The organism is Pseudomonas fluorescens (genome assembly GCF_902497875.1).
GTDB classification, from domain to species: Bacteria; Pseudomonadota; Gammaproteobacteria; order Pseudomonadales; family Pseudomonadaceae; genus Aquipseudomonas; species Aquipseudomonas fluorescens_BR.
This window is the reverse complement of record NZ_CABVHY010000012.1, coordinates 53,807-75,875: the sequence shown is the minus strand read 5'-3', so window position 1 is coordinate 75,875 and position 22,069 is coordinate 53,807. Positions and strand designations below refer to the sequence as shown.

The following is a 22,069-nucleotide window of genomic DNA, read 5'->3' as shown; positions in this document are numbered from 1 at the left end:
GATTTTTTGTTTTTGATCGTAATCAGTAGATTGGTTGTTCAATGAACTGCATACGGATTGTGCGACATGTCTGAGCCTATCAAAGTAAATTCGCCCGAAAGTAACGAAAAGGGCATTCACTTCGACTTTATAAAAAATACTATTCCCGAGTACCTCATTCAGGCCTCGCCGCTACGACGTAAGGTACTCAAAGCCACTAAGCCCACCCTGTCACAGTGGTATGAAAATAGCTCGACAGATCAGCAGCGCGTGTTGAAGAGGTTAATAGAGGCTGATGGTCATGCGCAAAATAAGTGGGACAAGACCATCGAGGCGGTGCAAAACATCACCGCCTATGCCAAACCCTTATTAACGGCAGCCTTGGCCGAAGCGGGCGTCGACCTGGACGTCGAGAAAATCTGGCTACGGCTCTATTACCCGGTGGAATTCAAGTTTTTCGGCATTCCGGTGGGCGTCAACACCGGCGACGTGCGTGCCAGAACCTTCTCGTTGCTGCAGGCCGCCTTGCATAACTTCGAAAGCTTCGAGGCCGAGGAGGGCTACTTTGACAAAGACTCTTCCTTTATTACTGAACCCGATGCGCGGGGGCACTTCGATGTTGTTCAGCTCACGCTGAAAATCCAGCAATTTGTCACGATTTGCCGAAAGCTGGATGTTGGTGGTCAGTATAATAAATATGTAAAAAACTTTCTTTATGAGGGCGAAACTGCGCACCAGCAGGCGCTGAGTCTGGCATTCATCAACAGCAAAAAAACAGCGATGAAGTCCGCCGCCTATGCAGCCCTGCTTAAAGACGATATTGAACTCAAGCATTACGAACTGTTAGTCGAACTGATCAATGAACAGGATATCGTCAAGGATAAAGACAGCCAGCGGCGCATCAGCTATAGCCCGCTCCAGCTGATGGGTTACGAGATCGCCGAATGTGCGCTGTTCTTTCCAACGCACACCAATCGTTTCGATGGCAGTTATGTCATTGCCTACATTCCGGACGATCCCGAGCATCCGATAAAAAAATACGCCTCGTTCGCTGACTTCGAAGAAGAACTCACCCATCAACTGATGGACCGACCCCAGGGCAGCAGAATCGATAGCGGCAGGGATGTGCTCACCGACTATCAGCGGTTTTTCAGCCGCTTCGTTTCCGAAAAAGACCGGGCCCGTTTTTTTCTTCGTTTCACCCAGAAAGTCCTGGATTCGCCGTCCGGCACCTATTGGAAAGACCAGGTGCGCGGTTATCTCAAGTACTTGAGCCCTGTTTCTAGGCTGGTCGGTCCCCTGGACGACCGGCACTGGCGGAGAGATCCGCTGGAGAATATCGATTTGCATGCCGAGCTCTCGCTGAATTTTCAATGGATCGGCATGGCCGGCATCTGGACTGAAATGTTCCGCCAGAAGCGTCGGCATATGCTCGAGGATGCGCAGGTCCTGGCCGTTTCCACCGCCGCCGAGGATGACATCACCCGCGAACGCCGACTCTCCAATTACCTGAACATCGGCATGTCCCTCGTCGGTATCGCCGCGTTCCTGGTGCCACCGGTAGGCGCCGCCATGCTGCTGGTCACCGCGGACCAGTTGTTGTTCGAGACGATTGAGGGTGTCCGCGAGCTGAGCCAGGGCGACAAGGAAGCGGGCTGGGCACACATTACCGATGTGCTGGAGAACCTGGCGACGATGGTGGCGCTGGCGCCAGTATTCCACTACACGGTTTCGCCTTTTATCGAGGGCTTGAAGCCGGTCACGCTGCCCAGTGGCAAGACGCGTTTGTGGAAGCCCGATCTGAAACCTTACGAGCACAAGGCAACCTTGTTGCCAGGTTTAAAGCCAAATGAACAGGGCCTCTATCAACAGGGCGGTAAAACCATTCTGCCGCTGGAGGGTAAAAACTATGCAGTAAAGAGCGATCCGGTGACCGGCACCTATCAAGTTCAGCACCCGAGCCGGGTGGATGCCTATACCCCGAAGCTGAAAACTAATGGTGCCGGTGCCTGGAGTCATGAAACCGAACAACCACGGACTTGGGAGGGACTCACCTTGATGAGGCGCCTGGGTCACGTGGTGGAGGGTTTCAGTGATGCTGAACTGGAGCAAATCCGCAGGGTCAGCGGCACCGATGAAGGCATGTTGCGCAGAATGCATGTCGACAACGAACTTCCCGCGCCATTGCTGGCCGATACGATCAGCAGATTTGATGCTTACAAGCAGGTCGAAAAATTCATTTCCGACCTTGAAAGCAACGATGCAGCGATATACACACAGGTTGATCCGATCACCCAACTGCACGTAATGACAGGCTACTCCAGGTGGCCCGACGCAGTGTCGATAAGGGTAATCGATGCACAAGCGAACACGGTTTGGGAATACTCCCAGCCAAATACCGCGCAGAGCGACCCCCGGGTGGTGCAGGTACATAATGCACAAATACAGGGTGGGAAGTTGCTGGGTACGGTCATGGAAAGCCTCACTGATAGTGAGACCAATACCTTACTCGATTGGAAACCTGGAACCCCACGCCAACCTCTGGAGAAACGCGTAACCGCCCTGCGCGAGAATATTGCCAAAACCGCCGAGACCCATAAAGCGCAGCTGTTCAATGATCACTATGCCAGTAAGACCGCGAGCAACGATCCCCGGGTAAACCTGATCAAAGGGCGGTTTTCCAATGTGCCCACGCGCGTTATCGAAAACCTGCTGGAGGAGGCTTCCAGCACGGACCGACAACACATGAGCAAATGGGACTTCGCTGACAAGAAACAGACCAAACCCATCCCGCTACGCCTGGCGGAAGCATTGCGCTGGGTCCAGCGCGAGGTGCGTCTGTCACGAGCGTACGAGGGGCTTTATCTGGACGCGCTGATGAGCGCGGATACCGAGAACCTGGTCCTCAACACGCTTGAAAAACTGCCAGGTTGGTCGAATGGTTTACGGATTGAGGTTCGCGACGGCTCATTCAACGGAAAAGTACGCGCCAGTGTTGGCCACGCGGACGCCGCAAGCCGTAAAGTCCTGGTGCGAAATAAAGACGGGCTATATGAGCCGCGTGACCAACAGGATGGTCACCTGCACGGGGCTGACGATCTCTATGCAGCTCTACAGCATGCCTTGCCGGATGCTCACCGCAATGCATTGGGGCTGCCCCATGTGAGCCAGGGGCCAGAGTTGAAAACGTTGATTGGAACGCACGCAGTCTCACGCCCAGCATTGCGCTCGCTTCTGAACATGCAGCCGATCAAGCCCTTTTTCAAAGCGCCGAGTCGCGTCTCAGGTGGTCGTCCGGGATATCCATTGAGTGGACGCGGGCAAGGCGCGAGTCGATTTTCAGCAAAGGATCAGAACAGGGCACTGCAACTGTATCCTGATCTCACAGCGGAACAAGTCGACGCATTTTTAGGGGCGCTAGAGCCTCGGCGTGAGTTCTACTTGAGCACTCTTGAAGCCGAGCTTGTCACCTTGGAAAGCGAGCTGGAGACATGGAAGTCGATACCTTCCGAGCGGCTATTGGAGGATGGCAGCACCGTACCCGTTGATGAGTATGACAAAAAGGCTGTTGCTGCGTTGATCCGCAACTGCTGGCAAAGACGAGGGGGGCCGGAAATCGGCGCACGGGGCAATGAAGTAGGGTATCGGCTTCGCCTGAACTCAAGGCCCGTCGGGGAGCTTCCGCGACTCAGCGCCTCTTTCAACCATGTACGCTTTCTGGAGATGCGCGGCATGGAGCTTGAGGCCCCGAATGATTTCCTGGGGGCCTTCAAAAAACTGAGTCACCTAAAGCTGGAAGATAATCGGTTGACTGACTTTCCGATGAAGATAGGGGAGATGACAGAGCTCCAGATTCTGGATCTTTCCAGAAATCTCATTGAGTTGACCCCGCAAGCGGCTCAGAGCCTGGCGGGAATGAGGCGCCTCCAGAAACTGTCGCTGAACCACAACCCTGTGTCGCGCCTTCCCGACTTCAGTCAGATGATTAACTTGCGTGAGGTCCGTTTACAAGGCACTGGCATCGATCAATGGCCGATAGGACTTCGCGACCAGGCGGCACTGAAGCTGGTTGATTTGCGTGATAACCGGTTAACAACGGTTCCCGAGGTCATAGTGACCCCACCCTCAGAGCATGTGAGCGCGACGAACAAGGTCATGCGGATCACTGAGCTCAATGGGAATCCACTCTCGGCCGAAGGGATGCAGAATTATGCTGACGTTCTGGTCAGAGTCTTTCTTGATCAACCGATGACTGAAGGCCCGATTCCTGATGCGCCGCAAGGGCCAGGGGTTGCCAGGGGCGAAGCTCGTCTGGCGCCTTCTGCGCAAAGAATGGAGCGATGGCTAAAAGACCTGCCCGCCGATGAACGCGGTGCGAGGATAGAGCAATGGCAGCTTCTGGACAGTGAAGCTCTGGGGCGAGAGGCCCTTGGCGGAGAGACTGGTCAGAGAGTCAGTGTGAGTGAGGCTTTCTTCAGGTTATTAGAGAAGATGAGCAGCACCGCCGAGTATAAAAAGGCTTACTCCGATCTTAAGGCGCGGGTATGGACGGTTTTGGATGCGGCCGCGAGATCCGAGGAGTTGCGCGCCAGGTTGTTCGAGTTGGCGGGTGACGAGACGTGCAGCGATCGTGCGGCTCTGGTGTTCAGTGAGCTGGAAGTTCAGGTGCTGATTGATAACGCCGAAACACTGGCCAGCAACCACAGCTCCGGGGTCGAGCTGATCAGGCTTGCAAAAGGCCTGTTTCGTCTGGATGAAGTTGAGAAGCTGGCGCTGCAAGACATCAAGACGCGCATTGCCAGCATCATTCAGTCCGGGTTAAGCGTGAGACAAAAGGGTAGCCAGCTGTTGATGATGGACCAAATCGAGGTGCGCCTTTCTTATCGGGTGGGATTGAGGGAAAAACTTGAGCTTCCGGGGCAGCCCAAACAAGCGGATTACACAGGGACTAACTATGTGAGTCAGGGGCAGCTTGATGCAGCCGAAGCCCATGTAAAAAGCCTGGAAAACTCGCCTGCGGAGTTTGAGTCGATCATCCAGCGTGGCTTCTGGGGTGAGTATTTGAGAGCCAAATACCCTGCAAAATTCGAGGCGGCCTATGAGGTTATTTATACGGAACAGGAGCAACTGGACGCGATCGCGGACACGGTTTCGACCGCCGAATATGAGCGCAGGAGTAATGAGTTGCTGGCGAAGTACAACACGCTCACGCAAAGTGGCATTCGATTGTTGACCCCCCAGGAAATACTCGACCTGGAGGGTGCTGGAGGCGCATGACGGCTGGCTCTTTTGATTGAAACTTCGAGCTTGCAAGGATAAAACCCCGAATGCAGTTGACTGCTTCGGGGTTTTTTTATCTGCGTCCATTCCTTTAAAACAAGAAATACCGCTGCGCCATCGGCAGTACTTCAGCCGGCTCACACCACAGCAATACGCCGTCAGCCTTGACCTGATAAGTTTGCGGATCGACCTCGATATTCGGCAAGTAGTCGTTGTGGATCAGATCGGTTTTCTGCACCTTGCGGCAACCTTTGACCACGGCGATTTTCTTCTTCAAGCCCAATGACTCGGGAATCCCGGCGTCCTGTGCTGCCTGGCTGATAAAGGTCATGCTAGTGGCATGCAGCGAGCCACCATAACTGGCAAACATCGGTCGGTAGTGCACCGGCTGCGGGGTCGGGATCGAGGCGTTGGCGTCGCCCATCAGGCTGGCGGCAATCGCCCCGCCCTTGAGGATCAGGGTCGGTTTGACGCCAAAGAACGCCGGGCGCCAGAGCACCAGGTCGGCCCATTTACCGACTTCGATCGAGCCCACTTCATGGCTGATGCCGTGGGTGATTGCCGGGTTGATGGTGTACTTGGCGATGTAGCGTTTGGCGCGAAAGTTGTCGTTGCCTTCACCATCACCCGGCAACGGGCCGCGCTGCTTTTTCATCTTGTCGGCGGTCTGCCAGGTGCGGGTGATGACTTCACCGACGCGGCCCATGGCCTGGCTGTCGGAGCTGATCATCGAAAATGCACCGAGGTCGTGGAGGATGTCTTCGGCGGCAATCGTCTCACGGCGGATACGGCTTTCGGCGAAAGCCACGTCCTCGGCGATGCTCGGATCAAGGTGATGACAGACCATCAGCATGTCGAGGTGTTCGTCGATGGTGTTGCGGGTGAACGGCCGGGTCGGGTTGGTCGAGCTCGGCAGCACATAAGGGAAACCGCAGGCCTTGATAATGTCCGGGGCGTGCCCGCCACCCGCGCCTTCGGTGTGGTAGGTGTGGATGGTGCGGCCCTTGAACGCGGCGAGGGTGGTTTCGACGAAGCCGGATTCATTCAGGGTGTCGGTATGAATCGCCACCTGTACATCGTACTGGTCGGCAACGCTCAGGCAGTTGTCGATGGCTGCCGGGGTGGTGCCCCAGTCTTCGTGCAGCTTGAGACCGATGGCACCGGCCTTGACCTGTTCGATCAGCGGCTCCGGCAGACTGGCGTTGCCCTTGCCGGTAAAACCGATATTCATCGGAAATGCATCGGCGGCCTGCAGCATGCGCGCCAGATGCCAGGGGCCGGAGGTGCAGGTGGTGGCATTGGTGCCGGTGGCCGGTCCGGTGCCGCCACCGATCATGGTGGTGACGCCGCTCATCAGCGCTTCTTCGATCTGCTGCGGGCAGATGAAGTGGATATGGGTGTCGATGCCGCCAGCGGTGAGGATCATGCCTTCACCGGCGATGACTTCGGTACTGGCGCCGACGGCGATGGTCACGTCGGGCTGGATGTCCGGATTGCCGGCCTTGCCGATGCCGGCGATGCGGCCGTCCTTGAGGCCGACGTCGGCCTTGACGATACCCCAGTGGTCGATAATCAGTGCGTTGGTGATCAGGGTGTCGACCACCTCGGCGGCGAGCAACTGGCTTTGACCCATGCCGTCGCGGATCACTTTTCCACCGCCGAATTTCACTTCTTCGCCGTAGGTGGTGAAGTCTTTTTCCACTTCGATCCACAGTTCGGTGTCGGCCAGGCGGACCTTGTCACCGACGGTGGGGCCGAACATGTCGGCGTAGGCTTGTCTTGAAATTTTCATGCGCTTGCCTTGGGATTCAATTGGGTTTGAGACTGTGGCGAGGGGGCTTGCCCCCGTTCGAATGCGCAGCACTCGCAATTCGGCTAGTGCGTTCTATCTGGCAAATCGCGGTCACAGGTTCTACGACCGCTTCGCGGCCGAACGGGGGCAAGCCCCCTCGCCACAGGGACCGATTTCAATCCAGATCACCCATGACCCGCCCGGCAAACCCGAACACCCGGCGCAATCCGGCCAGGTCCACCAGCTCGATGTCGCGGGTCTGCCCTGGCTCGAAGCGCGTGGCGGTGCCGGCCGGGATGTTCAGGCGCATTCCGCGGCTGGCGGCGCGGTCGAAGGTCAGGGCGTCATTGGCTTCGAAAAAGTGATAGTGCGAGCCGACCTGGATCGGCCGGTCGCCGCTGTTGGCAACGCTCAGGCTCAATGTGCGGCGTCCGGCGTTGAGTTCGATGTCGCCGGGCTGGATCTGATATTCACCAGGGATCATTCAATACCTCCGAGGATCTTGTAGTAGAAGGCAGTCGGGCGGTACCTGCCGCTCGGGTTGCAGGCGTAGTCGGGGATTTCGCCGACACGGGTGTAGCCCAGGGTGCGATAGAAGTCTTCGGCTGCGGAGCCGGCTTCGGTGTCAAGGTAGAGCATGCCGCGTTTGTGCTGGCGTGCGGCAATCTCGAGGGCACTCATCAACTGCTGGCCCAGACCACGCCGCCGTGCGTGTTCTCGCACCAGCAGTTTTTGCACTTCGGCGCGATTGCGCCCGTTGGCCTTCTGGCAGAGTGCAAGCTGCACGCTGGCCAGTACCTGTTCGTCCTTGACCACAACCCAAAGCAGCAGGTTGCCTTGTTCAAGGTTCGCCTGCACCTCATCGAAATAAGCCCGGGCCTGAGTGGCATTCAGATCTGCCATGAAGCCGACGCTGGCGCCATACCCCACGGCCTCGAGCAGCAGTTCAATCAAACCCTGGCGATAGTGCGCAAAGCTTTCAGCATGGACTCGACGCAGTTGAGCGGCGTTCATCGGGAATTACTCCTGGTTGGCGCCTGGGGGCTCCGCGCCTGGGTTGAGGGTCAGCTGCATAAAGGTCAGGTCGAGCCAGCGGCCGAACTTGGTGCCCACTTGGGGCATCTGACCGGTGATGGTGAAACCGGCTCGTTGGTGCAGGCGAATCGAGGCGGTGTTGCCGCTCTCGATGGCTGCGACCATCACGTGTTTGCCGCAGCCTTTGGCGCGCTCGATCAGCGCTTCCATCAGCCGTGGGCCGAGACCGTTACCCCGTTGGTCGCTGCGCACGTAAACCGAATGCTCGACGGTGTGGCGGAAGCCATCAAAAGGCCGCCAGTCACCAAACGAAGCGTAGCCCAGTACGCTGTTGTCGCCGTCGACAATTACCAGAATCGGATAACCCTGGGATTGCCGGGCGCTGAACCAGGCCTGACGGTTGCCGAGGTCGACGGCTTGTTCGTTCCAGATCGCCGTGGTGCTCCGCACGGCATCGTTGTAGATGTCGCGGATCGCCGGCAGGTCGGCATCCTCGGCGTCACGAATGGTGTAAGTCATGCGCGGCCCTCAAGCGATGGGTTGGTGGACGGTGACCAGTTTGGTGCCGTCGGGGAAGGTCGCCTCGACCTGGATTTCCGGGATCATTTGCGCGATGCCCTCCATCACCTGTTCGCGGCTGAGCAGGGTGGTGCCGTAATGCATCAGCTCGGCCACGGTCCGGCCGTCACGGGCACCTTCGAGCAGCGCCGCAGAGATATAGGCCATGGCTTCCGGGTAGTTGAGCTTTACGCCGCGGGCCAGCCGCCGCTCGGCCACCAGGCCTGCGGTGAAGATCAGCAGCTTGTCTTTTTCGCGTGGGGTCAGATCCATTTTGGGTCCATTTCAAATTGTGTTGAATACGCTATCCGTAGGAGCTGCCGAAGGCTGGGATCTTTTGATCTTTGGATGTCGCGCCTCAGGAAGATCAAAAGATCCCAGCCTGCGGCAGCTCCTACAGGGGATGGCGATGTTCAGGTGCTCCATATTCTGGGCAGCACGGCTTCGCGCTCGAGTAGAACCGGCCGCAGCAACCGCCACAAATCGATCAGCCAGCCCCGTGCCTGCAAGGCTTCACTCGCCAGACAACGAGCCACCAACAACCCCGGCAGTTGCGTCAAATCACCGCGCACCGGATTGGGCAACGAGCGGCAGACTTCCAGCAATTCGCTATCAATTTCACCGGTTACCAGCAAAGTCGCAAACACCGGTTGCCCGTCGAGGCCGATCGGCGAGTCGAGTAAACCATCGTTACCGACAATGCGCTGGCGTTCATGCCAGAGCAACTGCCCGTCGCGGCGGATATCCAGTTGCGCCTGGAAATGTCCCAGCTCAAAGCGCTCGCCGCTGGCCGGGCGACCCAGCGCCACCACATCCCAGTAGAACAACCGGGCGTCGCCTTCAAGTTCGATTGTCGTGCTGAGTTCGGCCTGGGCGGCGCTGAAGATGATGGTTTCCTGCGGCAGCCATTCGAGCGTCGCACCAGCTGCAACGTGCAAGTCCAACTTCTGATAGGCCGGGCCGGCAGCGCGATACCACTTGGCCGCTCCTGGGCTGGTCAATTGCGCCCAGGCATCGGTACCGACATGGGCGCTGATGTCCAGTCGGTCGCCGCCGGCAATCCCGCCCGGCGGGTGAACGATGATGTGTTGGCAGACTTCAGGCCCTTCGGCATACAAGTGCTTCTGCACGCGCAGCGGACCTTTGTGCCGGCGCTGGACCGGGCGCGTACTGTCGCCGAAGCGGGCGTAGCCGAGTTCCAGCTCGGCGTGCCAGCTGGGGGTGAACAGTGCGGTATGGGCAGGAAGATTCATGATTTCCAGTTATCGTCAGGACATTACAGATTAAATCGTAACCAGTGCGCGTACACCTTCAACCTCCATGTTTTCACCTCGACCTTGCTGGACGATCTCGCCCCGGGACATTACCAGGTACTGATTGGCCAATTCCGCGGCGAAATCGTAAAACTGCTCCACCAGCAAAATCGCCATGTCACCGCGTGCTGCAAGCTTCTTGATCACCGCCCCGATCTCCTTGATCACCGACGGCTGAATGCCTTCGGTGGGCTCATCGAGAATCAGCAGGCGAGGGCGGCTGGCCAGCGCACGGCCGATGGCCAATTGCTGCTGCTGGCCGCCGGACAAATCGCCGCCGCGACGTTGCTTCATTTCCAGCAGCACCGGGAACAACTCGTAGATAAAGGCCGGAACCTCTTTGGCTTCGGCACCCGGGAAACGCGAGAGGCCCATCAGCAAATTCTCTTCCACTGTCAGCCGGCCGAAGATCTCCCGGCCTTGTGGCACGTAAGCGATCCCGGCATGCACCCGTTGGTGCGGCTTGAACGTGGTGATCGGTTTGCCTTCCCAGTTCACCGCGCCTTCTTTGGCCGGCAGCAAACCCATCAGGCACTTGAGCAAAGTGGTTTTACCGACGCCGTTACGCCCGAGCAGGCAAGTGACTTCACCGACCTTCACGTTAAACGTCAGGCCCCGCAGGATGTGGCTACCGCCGTAGTACTGGTGCAATTTTTCGACTTGAAGCATGTTCGAATCCCTTATGGTTCACGCGGACCCGCTCTCGTAGGAGCTGCCGCAGGCTGCGATCTTTTGATCTTTTGATCTTTTGATCTTGCTGAGGAGTGATATGGGGAGATCAAAAGATCGCAGCCTCGCTGCGCTCGACAGCTCCTACAGGAGAGGTTGGTTATCGGCCTAGATACACCTCGATCACCCGCTCATTGTCCTGCACCTGCTCCAGCGATCCCTCGGCCAACACACTGCCCTGGTGCAACACCGTGACGTGATCGGCGATCGAGCCGACGAAGCCCATGTCGTGTTCCACCACCATCAGCGAGTGCTTGCCGGCCAGGCTCTTGAAGAGCTCGGCGGTAAATTCGGTTTCGGCGTCAGTCATGCCCGCAACGGGTTCATCGAGCAGCAGCAGTTGCGGGTCTTGCATCAACAACATGCCGATCTCCAGGAACTGCTTCTGACCGTGGGACAGCAAACCCGCCGGGCGATTGACCGAGGTAGTCAGGCGAATGGTTTCCAGGACGTCGGCAATTCGGTCTTTTTGCTCGCCATTGAGTTTGGCCCGCAGGCTGGCCCATACCGATTTGTCGGTTTTCTGCGCCAGTTCAAGGTTCTCGAACACGCTCAAGGCTTCGAACACCGTTGGCTTCTGGAACTTGCGACCGATCCCGGACTGGGCAATCTGCACTTCGCTCATGTGCGTCAAATCCAGGGTCTCGCCGAACCAGGCCTTGCCGTGGCTGGGCCGGGTCTTGCCGGTGATCACATCCATCAGCGTGGTTTTTCCGGCACCGTTGGGGCCGATGATGCAGCGCAATTCGCCAACGCCGATGTACAGGTTCAAATCGTTCAAGGCCTTGAAACCATCGAAGCTGACGCTGATATCTTCCAGGGTCAGGATGGTGCCGTGGCGGGTGTTCAGGCCCTTGCCAACAGACTGGCCAAGGCCAATGGCATCACGGCTGCTGCCAGCGTCTTTGTTCGGTTCAAGGATCGGCTCGAGCATGAATTCGGCGGTAGGTGTAATTCTCATTGTTCACCCCTCTTCTTCAGCAGGCCGATCACACCTTTAGGCAGGTACAGGGTCACGACGATAAACAGCGCGCCGAGGAAGAACAGCCAGTACTCCGGGAAGGCCACGGTGAACCAGCTCTTCATGCCATTGACCACGCCAGCGCCGAGCAGTGGCCCGATCAGCGTGCCGCGACCGCCGAGAGCGACCCACACTGCCGCTTCGATGGAGTTGGTCGGCGACATTTCGCTGGGGTTGATGATCCCCACTTGCGGCACATACAGCGCACCTGCCAGGCCACACAACACGGCACTCAGCACCCAGACAAACAACTTGAAACCGCGCGGATCATAGCCGCAGAACATCAGGCGGTTTTCCGCGTCACGCAGGGCCGTCAGCACCCGGCCGAACTTGCTTTGCGCCAGGCGCCAGCCGATGAACAGACTGGCCACCAACAACAGCACCGTGGCCACAAACAGCACCGCCCGGGTGCCCGGTTCGGTGATACCGAAACCGAGAATGCTGCGGAAATTGGTGAAGCCGTTGTTGCCGCCAAACCCGGTTTCGTTGCGAAAGAACAGCAGCATCCCGGCGAAGGTCAGGGCCTGGGTCATGATCGAGAAGTACACGCCCTTGATCCGCGAACGGAAGGCGAAGAAGCCGAACACCAGCGCGAGCAAACCCGGCGCCAGCACCACCAGGCACATGGCCCACAGGAAGCTGCTGGTGCCAGTCCAATACCAGGGCAATTCAGTCCACGACAAAAAAGTCATGAATGCCGGTAACCCATCGCCCGCGGCCTGGCGCATCAAATACATGCCCATCGCATAACCGCCGAGGGCGAAGAACAGGCCGTGGCCGAGGGACAGCAAACCGGCATAACCCCAGACCAGATCCAGCGCCAGCGCGACAATTGCGTAGCAGAGAATCTTGCCCACCAGGGTCAGGGTATAGGCCGAGACATGCAGCGGATGGTCCGCCGCCAACAGCGATAGCAGCGGCAAGGCCAGCAGCAGTGCGAGCACCAGACTGCCGACGATCAGGGTGACTTTGGTTCCGGCTTTTTGCGTAGCCGTGAGCATCAGGGGCTGGTTCATCAGTCGATCACCCGTCCTTTCAGTGCGAAGAGTCCTTGCGGGCGTTTCTGGATAAACAGAATGATCAGCGCGAGGATCAGGATCTTGCCGAGCACGGCGCCGATCTGGGGTTCGAGGATCTTGTTGGCGATGCCCAGGCCGAAGGCTGCCAGCACGCTACCGGCCAACTGGCCGACACCGCCGAGCACCACCACCAGGAACGAGTCGATGATGTAGCTCTGGCCCAGGTCAGGACCGACGTTGCCGACCTGACTCAAGGCAACGCCACCGAGCCCGGCGATGCCCGAGCCGAGGCCGAAGGCGAGCATGTCCACCCGTCCCGTGGGCACGCCACAGCAGGCGGCCATGTTGCGGTTCTGGGTCACGGCGCGCACGTTCAGGCCGAGGCGGGTCTTGTTCAGCAACAACCAGGTCAGCACCACGACAAACAAGGCGAACGCGATGATCACGATGCGGTTGTACGGTAGCACCAGGTTGGGCAGCACTTGAATGCCGCCCGACAACCAGGCCGGGTTGGCGACTTCGACATTCTGCGCACCAAACACCAGACGCACCAACTGGATCAGCATCAGGCTGATGCCCCAGGTCGCCAGCAGCGTTTCCAAAGGACGGCCGTAGAGGTGACGAATCACCGTGCGCTCCAGCGCCATGCCGATCCCGGCGGTGACAAAAAACGCCACTGGCAGCGCCACCAGCGGATAGAGCTCGATGGCTTGCGGCGCGAAGCGCTGGAGTAGCAACTGCACCACATAGGTGGCGTAGGCACCGAGCATCAGCATCTCGCCGTGGGCCATGTTGATCACGCCGAGCAAGCCGAAGGTGATCGCCAGACCCAGGGCCGCCAGCAGTAGAATCGAACCCAGGGACATACCGCTGAAGGCCTGGCCGAGCATCTCGCCGACCATCAGTTTGCGTTTGACCTGAGCCAGGCTGGTTTCGGCGGCGGTGCGAACAGTGGCGTCGGCTTCAACGCCGGGTTCGAGCAAGCCTTCCAGGCGGGTGCGAGCCAGCGGATCTCCGGTTTCTCCGAGCAGCCGTACCGCCGCCAGACGCACCGCCGGATCGCTGTCCACCAGTTGCAGGTTGGCCAGGGCCAGGCTCAGGGCGGCATGAACGCCTTGATCCTGTTCACCGGCGAGTTGCTGGTCGAGGAGTTTCAGCTGCGCCGGTTTGGCGCTTTTTTGCAGTTGCTGCGCCGCGACCAGACGCACCTTGGCGTCAGCGGCAAGCAGTTGATGGCTGGCCAGGGCGGTGTCGATCAGGCCCCGCAGGCGGTTGTTCAGGCGCAGGGTTTTGGCTTGGCCATCGACGGTCAATTGGCCTTGTTGCAAGGCATTGATCAGCTCGACTCGGGCCGGATCGGGCTGCGCGGCCCAGGCCTCCAGTAGTTTGGCTTGCTGCACGGGATTCGCCGCGATGAAGTCTTCGGCGTCGCCGGCATGGGCAGCTATCGGCAATAGCAGTGCGAATACGAGGATTAAGCGGTAAAGGGCAGTGGGCATAGAGAGTCGCCTTGCGCGGACTGTGTGGGAGCGAGCTTGCTCGCGATAGCGGACTGACATTCACCATCAATGTTGACTGTCATGGCCCCATCGCGAGCAAGCTCGCTCCCACAGGGAATTATGTCGGGCCCGAGCTTTGTGCCCGGCCCCGACATCCAGTGACTCAGTTGCTCTTCACCGCATAATCCGGCTTCTTGTCGTTACCTGGAATGAACGGGCTCCATGGCTCGGCGCGGATCGGGCCGTCGGTCTGCCAGACCACCGAGAACTGACCGTCGGCCTGAATCTCGCCGATCATCACCGGCTTGTGCAGGTGGTGGTTGGTCTTGTCCATGGTCAGGGTGTAACCCGACGGCGCGGGGAAGGTCTGGCCGGCCAGGGCTTCACGGACTTTGTTGACGTCAGTGGATTTGGCTTTTTCCACCGCCTGCGCCCACATGTGGATGCCGACGTAAGTGGCTTCCATCGGGTCGTTGGTCACGGCTTTATCGGCGCCCGGCAGGTTTTTCTTCTTGGCGTAGGCTTTCCAGTCGGCGACGAATTTCTGGTTGACCGGGTTCTCGACGGATTCGAAGTAGTTCCACGCCGCGAGGTTGCCCACCAGCGGCTTGGTGTCGATGCCGCGCAGTTCTTCTTCCCCGACCGAGAATGCCACGACCGGAACGTCGGTGGCTTTCAGGCCCTGGTTAGCCAGCTCTTTATAGAACGGCACGTTGGAGTCGCCATTGACCGTGGAGATCACCGCCGTCTTGCCGCCGGCCGAGAATTTTTTGATGTTGGCCACGATGGTCTGGTAATCGCTGTGGCCGAACGGGGTGTAGACCTCTTCGATGTCCTTGTCCGCGACACCTTTGGCATGCAGGAACGAGCGCAGGATTTTGTTGGTGGTCCGCGGGTAGACGTAGTCGGTACCGAGCAGGAAGTAGCGCTTGGCGCTGCCGCCTTCTTCGCTCATCAGGTATTCCACCGCCGGAATCGCCTGCTGGTTCGGCGCCGCGCCGGTGTAGAAGACGTTCGGCGACATCTCTTCACCTTCGTATTGCACCGGGTAGAACAGCAGGCCGTTGAGTTCTTCGAACACCGGCAACACCGATTTACGCGACACTGAAGTCCAGCAACCGAACACCACCGCGACCTTGTCCTGGGTCAGCAACTGCCGACCCTTTTCGGCGAACAGCGGCCAGTTCGACGCCGGGTCGACGACCACCGGTTCGAGCATCTTGCCGTTCACGCCGCCTTTGGCGTTGATCTCGTCGATAGTCATCAACGCCATGTCTTTGAGTGAGGTTTCAGAGATCGCCATGGTTCCCGACAACGAGTGCAGAATCCCGACCTTGATGGTCTCCGCGGCCTGGATGCTCCAGGTCATGCCCATCGCGGCAATCGATGCCGAGAGTGTGAAAGCCTTGATCAAGCTACGACGCTTCATTGTGCGATCTCCATGAACTCAATTTTTTTTGGTGGGCAGATACGGACGCTGAGGGAGCTTGTGCAAGGGCTGTGCCCAGATGGGGCAGGTCGACGTTTGCGGAGGTAGAAGGCGTTTTTTTGCACGTCTGCGCACCAAGTCAGGGCTCAATGGCGGTGCGGGTGCAAGCGGTGCGCTTATGTGGTGCCTGAGGCCGAGCCGGGACGTTCAGACGCGGCATTCGCGCCACACGATAACTATTTACAGCCTGGCGCTATTCAAGATCTTGAAGATGGCAGGTGTCCTTGCGCCGCCTTCGAAGAAGCGGGTGATGGGGATACTCGGCGTATTCAATTTTAAAGAGGAAATCATGGAACGATATCTTTCTCGACAGGAACGGGCCGCAGGACCCGAGTCGGATGCAGTGCTGCCGCCACTCAGCCCGGCGTTCATCAGTGAAGATGACGCCGCGCGTTATGCTCACGAGCGCATCGGTAGTAAACGTGATGTGGAATATGGGAGCGTCATTCTGCGACGCCTGTCGGATAACAGGTTTTTTGCAACTGAACCGATTACCGGTAAAAGCAAAACCTTCAATTGGCTGTCCATTTTGAAAAGGGAGTCAACGGGTGATTTTGCACATCCCGATGGCTATCGTATCGTGGGTAGTTTGCACTCGCATCCAGAGGCCTTTGACTATACAAAACAATTGAATCCAACGTGGTCGGACCAGCAGATCAAGGCGTTCATGAGTTTTTACTCGGTGCCGGACATCAGCTTCAACTATGCCGAACGCAGCACTTTTGCGTCAGCGTATCTATCAGGACCTGATGGGGCCTTGTTGAAGTACAAACCCAGCGGTACGGAAGCGGAGCGTCAGTATGTTCATTGGCTGGACACAAGTGGCCCATGGGAGTCGCCTCACGCACATGATGGAACGGTTGAAGGGGTGTTCAAGAAAACGGCTTCTGTCGGAGAGCTTTCCTTTCTTGTTTCGAGTGAGACCTGGGGCGGGTCCGTCGGGACGGTGCCCACCGACTGGGTTCCTTTTGAAACATTCGAGTCCCCCAGGAATCAGCCTGCCTGCAGTCCCGTGTTCGATGATGCAAACGCCGCACTGGATCACGCACAGACCCGTATGCGTCGCATGCCAGACAGCAGGCAAGTGGTGTTTATCCTCAAAGGTGTAGCCAAGGATGAGTACGTTTCAACCGAACCGGTTATCACAACGCAACCGCTGTATGCTCCTGAGGTGTTATTCGCGAAGCGTCCCGACGGGAGACCAAAACTGCCTTCCAACTTCCGGATTGAAGGCATCTACTACTCCTCCCAACCGGATCCGGCCCAGCTGCCCGCCAAGGAAGCCTGGCTTTACAAGAACTTCTTTTCCCCGGCTGAGCTCGCTACGGCTATCACCCAGTCGCGCACAGACACTTATCTGCAGGACAGCCAGCGGGGCCTGACGCTTTATATGCGGGCTACAGGAAACGCACTGTTGAGTTACAAGTGCTCCGGCTCCGATGCCGAAACTCAGCTTCTGGCGGAACAAGGTAGTGCTGCTCAGAGAGAGTTGAAGGCGGGAACCTTGACGCCCTATAACTTCGTTCTGAGGGTAGCCAATGCCGGCGAGTTGACGGTGCTGGAAACCGGTGACGTGTGGGACAAGCCGGGTGTCGTGGGGCAGAAATGGCGGCCTTTTGAGCGGATCCATCAATCGTTGAGTCCTGTTTTTCTTTCTGCCGATGATGCAGCTCGTTACGCTCACTACCAGGTTGGCGGCAAGCGTGATGTTGCCCATTTTGGTTATGTCCTTCAGCGTGCGGACGGCAAGTTTTTTGCCACAGCTCCAATAGCCAGAGAACAATGGAAAAAAGACTGGGGGCTGCCTTTTGCCGGAGGGGTATCCAACAAGTTGATTGAACTTCCGGGTTATCGTTACAAGGCTTTCTATGTCGCCCGTGCGAATACCCAGGCGAAGATAAAAACGGCACAGCCAACCTGGTCGGATGACCGGATAAAACTGTTCACGAGTATGCCCGGTTTTCAATACATCGCGGCGATAACGTCAGGCAGAGAATCGATCCCGACGCTTTATAACTCGGGTCCTGATGGCTCATTGGTTAAATACGTGTGCAGTCATTCTCAGGAAGAACGAAACTTTAGCGCATTGTTGGACAGTGCTTTGAAGGACGGTGGAGAGATTGGCACACAGCTCGACGGGTTTGACGGATCAGCGGAGCAGTTGGTCAAAAAACTCGTGAAGCTCGGTGAGCTGAACGTCGTCATTTCGAATCCGACTTGGAGAGGCTCGCGCGGCAAGGTACCAACCACCTGGATTGCGTATGAGCCGTTTCTCTCTGCGTCACCTGTAGATCCACCGTTCAGTTGGGTTTTTCAGGATCCGGGAACGACCGCGCAATATGCCCATGATCAGATGCGGTTAACGTCCACAGTCAAACAAGTCGCTTTTATTCTCAAGAGCATGCAGGCCGAGGAGTATGTGGTCACCGATCCGGTCGTCATCGATTCCGTCCAGACATCGCTGCCGTTGTTTTCGCCGCTGCACGCCTTTTCTGTTGGTGATGCGGGTAAGCCCAAACTCCCCGAGGGCTATGCCATCCAAGGTGTGTGTTATCTGTCTTTGCCTGACACCCGGTCGTCACTTAAAGAAAAGTGGCTTTACGAGTGTTTTGTCTCACCCATGGATTTCGCATTGGCTATCGGGACCTCCCGAGTCGCAAAGCCGAGTGATTTCGCGCTCTACATAAGCACCCGAGACGGTGCGCAGTTGAGGTATGTATTCTCTCAATCTGCCCAAGAGAATCAGTTATATGCCGTTAACCCTCATGGGATCGTCAGGGACAACGGTGACCAAGCAGAGCTGGCCGCAGGAACACTGACGCCTGCCGAGTTTGTAAAACGAGTGGCGGCGGCAGGAGCGTTGTCGGTGGTTCAGACCGGGAGACTGTGGGATGTCCAAGGCCTTGTGGGCCAGGACTGGCAGCCCTTCGCTCTCCATCCGAAACCCGTCCTGAGCCCTGCCTTTCTTACGGCAGACGATGCGGCCCGCTACGCCCACGAACGTATCGGCAATCAGCGTGATTATGGCTTCAGCGGGTATATCCTGCAGCGCCAGGATCAGCGGTTTGTCGTCACCGAACCGCTCGACAACTTCAAGTCGGGACGATTCACCCTCGGGTACATCTATCCTGCGGATGCTACCGGAGAAGCGATACTGCCTGAACACCTTGTTCTGCATGGGATGTATGCCTCGTGCCAGGCTTTCTCCCTGTACGACCCGGACAAAATGACGCGACTTTCGTGGACCCGGGAACAGGCGTGTATTGATTCGCAGATGTTCTCCGATGTGGACATCCACACCATCATCCAGAACCGCCATCGCGTTCCATTGGTCTATCTCTCCAACGCCGAAGATTCCTTGATCGCCTATGACACCAGTGGTTCCGCTGTTGAAAACACTCTGTTCAAGCAAGTAGCGCCTGGACCAAAGGGCAGCCTGATGGCGCAGGATCTGGTGAGCGGGGTGTTGAAGCCTGAAGGCATCGTCAAACAACTGGCCGATGCTGGCGGCTTGCGGGTCGTCGTCGGGAGTGAGTTATGGGGCGCGCCGGGGATGGTTCCCGAGCACTGGAAAGCCTTTCCCGCAGCCAAGGATCATGAGGTGCCCGAGCAGGTGGCCTATGGTGCGATATTTTCCAGCGCGGATGCTGCTGCCAAAGATGCTCATGAGCGGGTACGGCGTTATGGCCCAGACCAGACCTGTTTTGGTTTTATCCTCAAGCATAAAAATAAAGAGGAGTACATCGTCAGTGAAACGGTTGCTGCCAGCCAAAAGCAGAAACTTTTTTCTCTCGCCAGCCTGTTCCCTACCGATGACACCGGGGATTTCGAGCATCCGATGGATTTCGACCTGATCGGTCTTTTCTATGCCCGGCAGTGGATGCCCAAAGGTCTCAGCTCGACCGAGAGCTGGTTGGCGCAGCACTTCATCTCTTCGAGCGACCTGTATCAAGCCTTCTTTGAAGCTCGACGTAGGCAACTGAAGGATGAGCCGGCAGGGTTGCCCGTCTATATCTCGACCCTGGACAGGGCGTTGTTGAGATACCAGACAGTTAATTCGACGACCTTGTTCGATGCGCAAATTCAGCCCTCGGGAACGGCCGAAGATGTTCATACGCAGCTGGTCAGCGGACAGCTGCTGCCAAAGGACTTTGTCAGGAAGGTGATCACCCTGAGCTGGTTGACAGTAGTTGTACTTAATGAGTTCTGGGGCGAGCAGAGCCCCGTCAGGTTGTCGGCGAAGTGGAAGCCCTATCCAGATTATGCACGTCGTGCCTTGAGCCCGGCGTTTATCTGTCAGGCCGATGCGGTCCGTTATGTTTATCAGCTGCTGGGCTCTCGTCGCGACAGTATTTATGGAGGGTTGGTTCTAAAACGTGCTGACGGTTTGTTCGTCGCGACCGAACCGCTTGTGGTGCCATCGGAGGACTTCGACCCGAAATGGATTCTTCCAGATGAAGATGTAGCCCAGACCCTGCTGGTACCAGGATGTCAAACCGTAGCCCGCTATCGCTCACGAGGACTGATGGAGTTTCCGTTCCTGCTACCGGGGTTGGAGAAGACGGTGTATTGCAACATGCTTTCTACCGAGGTGATCTCAACAGCACTGGCGTCGGATCATCTCTGGACTCACGAGTACCTGTTCGGGCCGGAGGGTTCCATTGTCAGTTTCACCTTACATGATGATGGCCATGATCTATTGACTGCGTCACTCAAGAACGAGCTGACGGCTCGCGTAACGCTGCTGGAGAACCAGCTCGCGCCATCCAGCGATTCCCCCCATGATCCGTGGAGCAACCTGATCGAACGGCGAATTCGCAACGGCGCGGGTACGCCCACGGAGTGGGTCAATCAGCTGGTCAAGGCTGGGGACTTGCATGTTGTGCAGAGCAGTAACCTCTGGGGCCCTGCGCGCAAAGTGATTGCCGCCTGGCAGCCGCAGCGGCTTGGGTACCAGGCCCCTGAGTCTGTACGGTTTGCGACGGCCGACCGGGCGTTGAGCCCGGCGTTCTGTCACATGGATGATGCCGTGCGTTATGCCCATGAGCATGCCGGGAAACGTGACCAATGGACCTTTGGCTTCATTCTTGCGTCATCGCGGCTCGCACACTGGGTAACAAGCCTGCCAGTCACCGGAGATGACTTGAAGTTTTCGTTCGAGCGGGTTTTTCTTCGGGGCCAGCTACCGACCGGGTATGCAGTACAGGGACTTTATCTCTGTGCGCCGGCTCGACAACCTGAAGAGTTGCCGAGAAACGAGGTCTATCGCAGCTTTATTCCCCCTTCTGTACTACAGGTAGCCTTGGCGGCAGTGGCGGTCATTTCTTCGGTAGCGGTACCTCGGTTCCAACCGTTGTACCTGTCTTGCGCCGATGGGGCCTTGCTCAAGTACGAGGCCGTGAGTGGGGACAATGACCTGCATGATTCCGACAAGATGAAGGCCTACGTGAAGACCCTGCAAGGGGATGGCAACCCTGCAGAATACATCCGCAAGGTGGCTCGTGCCGGTGATTTGAGTGTGCTGATCAGCAGTGCGATCTGGGCCACCAAAGGCCGTGTGGAGCAAACCTGGAGACCTCGGGACGGTTCGGCGCCGGGGCTGATCAGTAATCAACGATTGGCGCTCGGCCCCCTGTGTTCCCATGCGGATGACGCTGCGCGGGGGGTATGGCGCCGGTTTGGAACATTTCAGGGCAAGGCTTATCTAGGGGGCATCCTGAGGAATGACACCACCTCTACATTTGTCGCCGTTGAGCCGTTGGATGACACAGGCCCCAGCGTAGCGGTCGGTCTTCGCTCATCTACAGCGGCTTATCGTCGTCTCTTTGAGGGGGTCATGAATATGAGATTTCAAACCGTCTCCGATAAGTATCCTGCCGGCTACAAGGTGATGGGGGTGCAGCAGATCTACAAGCTGGACGAAAAACGTCAGCCATTCAGTGACCGATATGAGGAGGCGCTCTCCCGCCATTTCATTTCACAGGAAGAGATCCGCGCGTTCATAGAAATGTTCAGGACTGATAATGTCTCTGACGCCCATTACTATTTCACCCCTCGAAACGGTGCCTTGCTTTCGTTCGTGCCCAGCTATCAGGAGGACGAAAACGATATGCTGCGCAATGGCTGGATAGACGAAAAAACCGGTGCAGTTCGCTTCAGACCAAGTGAGGTCATCACCACGTTGGCGACCTCGGGCAAGCTATACATTCTGGAGGCCGATACATTCTGGCAACCGCGTAGTCAGGTCGGTTCGAGGCTGTTGCTAGCACTGAAAAAGCGCGAATGATCCGCCTGGTCATCTGTAACAATGGCTGCTTCAGGTCCGCGTAAACAACCAACCGCCGACCAGGCAATG

13 protein-coding genes are annotated in these 22,069 nt (G+C 57.6%); 2 read left to right on the top strand and 11 right to left on the bottom strand.

Annotated features, from left to right (window positions below; translation table 11 throughout):
* The first annotated feature begins 66 nt into the window (after positions 1-66).
* Entirely contained in the window at positions 67-5,256 is a 5,190-nt protein-coding gene (locus F8N85_RS13800; RefSeq protein ID WP_150804156.1) for an NEL-type E3 ubiquitin ligase domain-containing protein, read from the top strand.
* A gap of 94 nt (positions 5,257-5,350) precedes the next feature.
* Here F8N85_RS13800 and ureC read toward each other — a convergent pair whose 3' ends face one another.
* From ureC to urtA, 11 genes are all read right to left on the bottom strand, one after another.
* Positions 5,351-7,051, bottom strand: a complete 1,701-nt coding sequence (ureC, locus tag F8N85_RS13795; protein ID WP_150804155.1) for an urease subunit alpha — start codon at positions 7,049-7,051, stop codon at positions 5,351-5,353.
* Between the two features lie 175 nt (positions 7,052-7,226).
* Positions 7,227-7,535: an urease subunit beta gene (locus tag F8N85_RS13790; protein ID WP_150804154.1), complete on the bottom strand. Its 309-nt coding sequence runs from the start codon at positions 7,533-7,535 to the stop codon at positions 7,227-7,229.
* Positions 7,532-8,065 carry a GNAT family N-acetyltransferase gene (locus tag F8N85_RS13785; protein ID WP_150804153.1) on the bottom strand — a complete coding sequence of 178 codons (534 nt, stop codon included), beginning with the start codon at positions 8,063-8,065 and terminating at the stop codon, positions 7,532-7,534. The genes F8N85_RS13790 and F8N85_RS13785 overlap by 4 nt, the downstream gene beginning before the upstream one ends.
* A 6-nt stretch (positions 8,066-8,071) precedes the next feature.
* A complete protein-coding gene (locus F8N85_RS13780; protein ID WP_150804152.1) occupies positions 8,072-8,605 on the bottom strand; it encodes a GNAT family N-acetyltransferase in 534 nt (177 codons plus the stop codon).
* Positions 8,606-8,614: 9 nt separating this feature from the next.
* The gene (ureA, locus tag F8N85_RS13775; RefSeq protein ID WP_150804151.1) at positions 8,615-8,917 is read right to left on the bottom strand and encodes an urease subunit gamma; all 303 of its coding nucleotides are present in this window, start codon (positions 8,915-8,917) and stop codon (positions 8,615-8,617) included.
* Positions 8,918-9,057: 140 nt separating this feature from the next.
* The gene (locus F8N85_RS13770; RefSeq protein ID WP_150804150.1) at positions 9,058-9,897 is read right to left on the bottom strand and encodes an urease accessory protein UreD; all 840 of its coding nucleotides are present in this window, start codon (positions 9,895-9,897) and stop codon (positions 9,058-9,060) included.
* Between the two features lie 30 nt (positions 9,898-9,927).
* The gene (gene urtE / locus F8N85_RS13765; protein ID WP_150804149.1) at positions 9,928-10,626 is read right to left on the bottom strand and encodes an urea ABC transporter ATP-binding subunit UrtE; all 699 of its coding nucleotides are present in this window, start codon (positions 10,624-10,626) and stop codon (positions 9,928-9,930) included.
* A 160-nt stretch (positions 10,627-10,786) separates the two neighbouring features.
* Positions 10,787-11,647, bottom strand: coding sequence for an urea ABC transporter ATP-binding protein UrtD (urtD, locus tag F8N85_RS13760; protein WP_150804148.1), 861 nt, complete (start codon positions 11,645-11,647; stop codon positions 10,787-10,789).
* Complete coding sequence (gene urtC, locus F8N85_RS13755; RefSeq protein ID WP_150804147.1) at positions 11,644-12,723, bottom strand: urea ABC transporter permease subunit UrtC; 1,080 nt, start codon at positions 12,721-12,723, stop codon at positions 11,644-11,646. The genes urtD and urtC overlap by 4 nt, the downstream gene beginning before the upstream one ends.
* Positions 12,723-14,225, bottom strand: coding sequence for an urea ABC transporter permease subunit UrtB (urtB, locus tag F8N85_RS13750; RefSeq protein ID WP_150804146.1), 1,503 nt, complete (start codon positions 14,223-14,225; stop codon positions 12,723-12,725). The genes urtC and urtB overlap by 1 nt, the downstream gene beginning before the upstream one ends.
* Positions 14,226-14,388: 163 nt before the next feature.
* Positions 14,389-15,654, bottom strand: coding sequence for an urea ABC transporter substrate-binding protein (urtA, locus tag F8N85_RS13745; protein ID WP_150804145.1), 1,266 nt, complete (start codon positions 15,652-15,654; stop codon positions 14,389-14,391).
* A 271-nt stretch (positions 15,655-15,925) separates the two neighbouring features.
* Here urtA and F8N85_RS13740 point away from each other — a divergent pair, with 271 nt between their 5' ends.
* Positions 15,926-22,000, top strand: a complete 6,075-nt coding sequence (locus tag F8N85_RS13740; RefSeq protein ID WP_191636180.1) for a DUF4329 domain-containing protein — start codon at positions 15,926-15,928, stop codon at positions 21,998-22,000.
* Positions 22,001-22,069 lie beyond the last annotated feature (69 nt).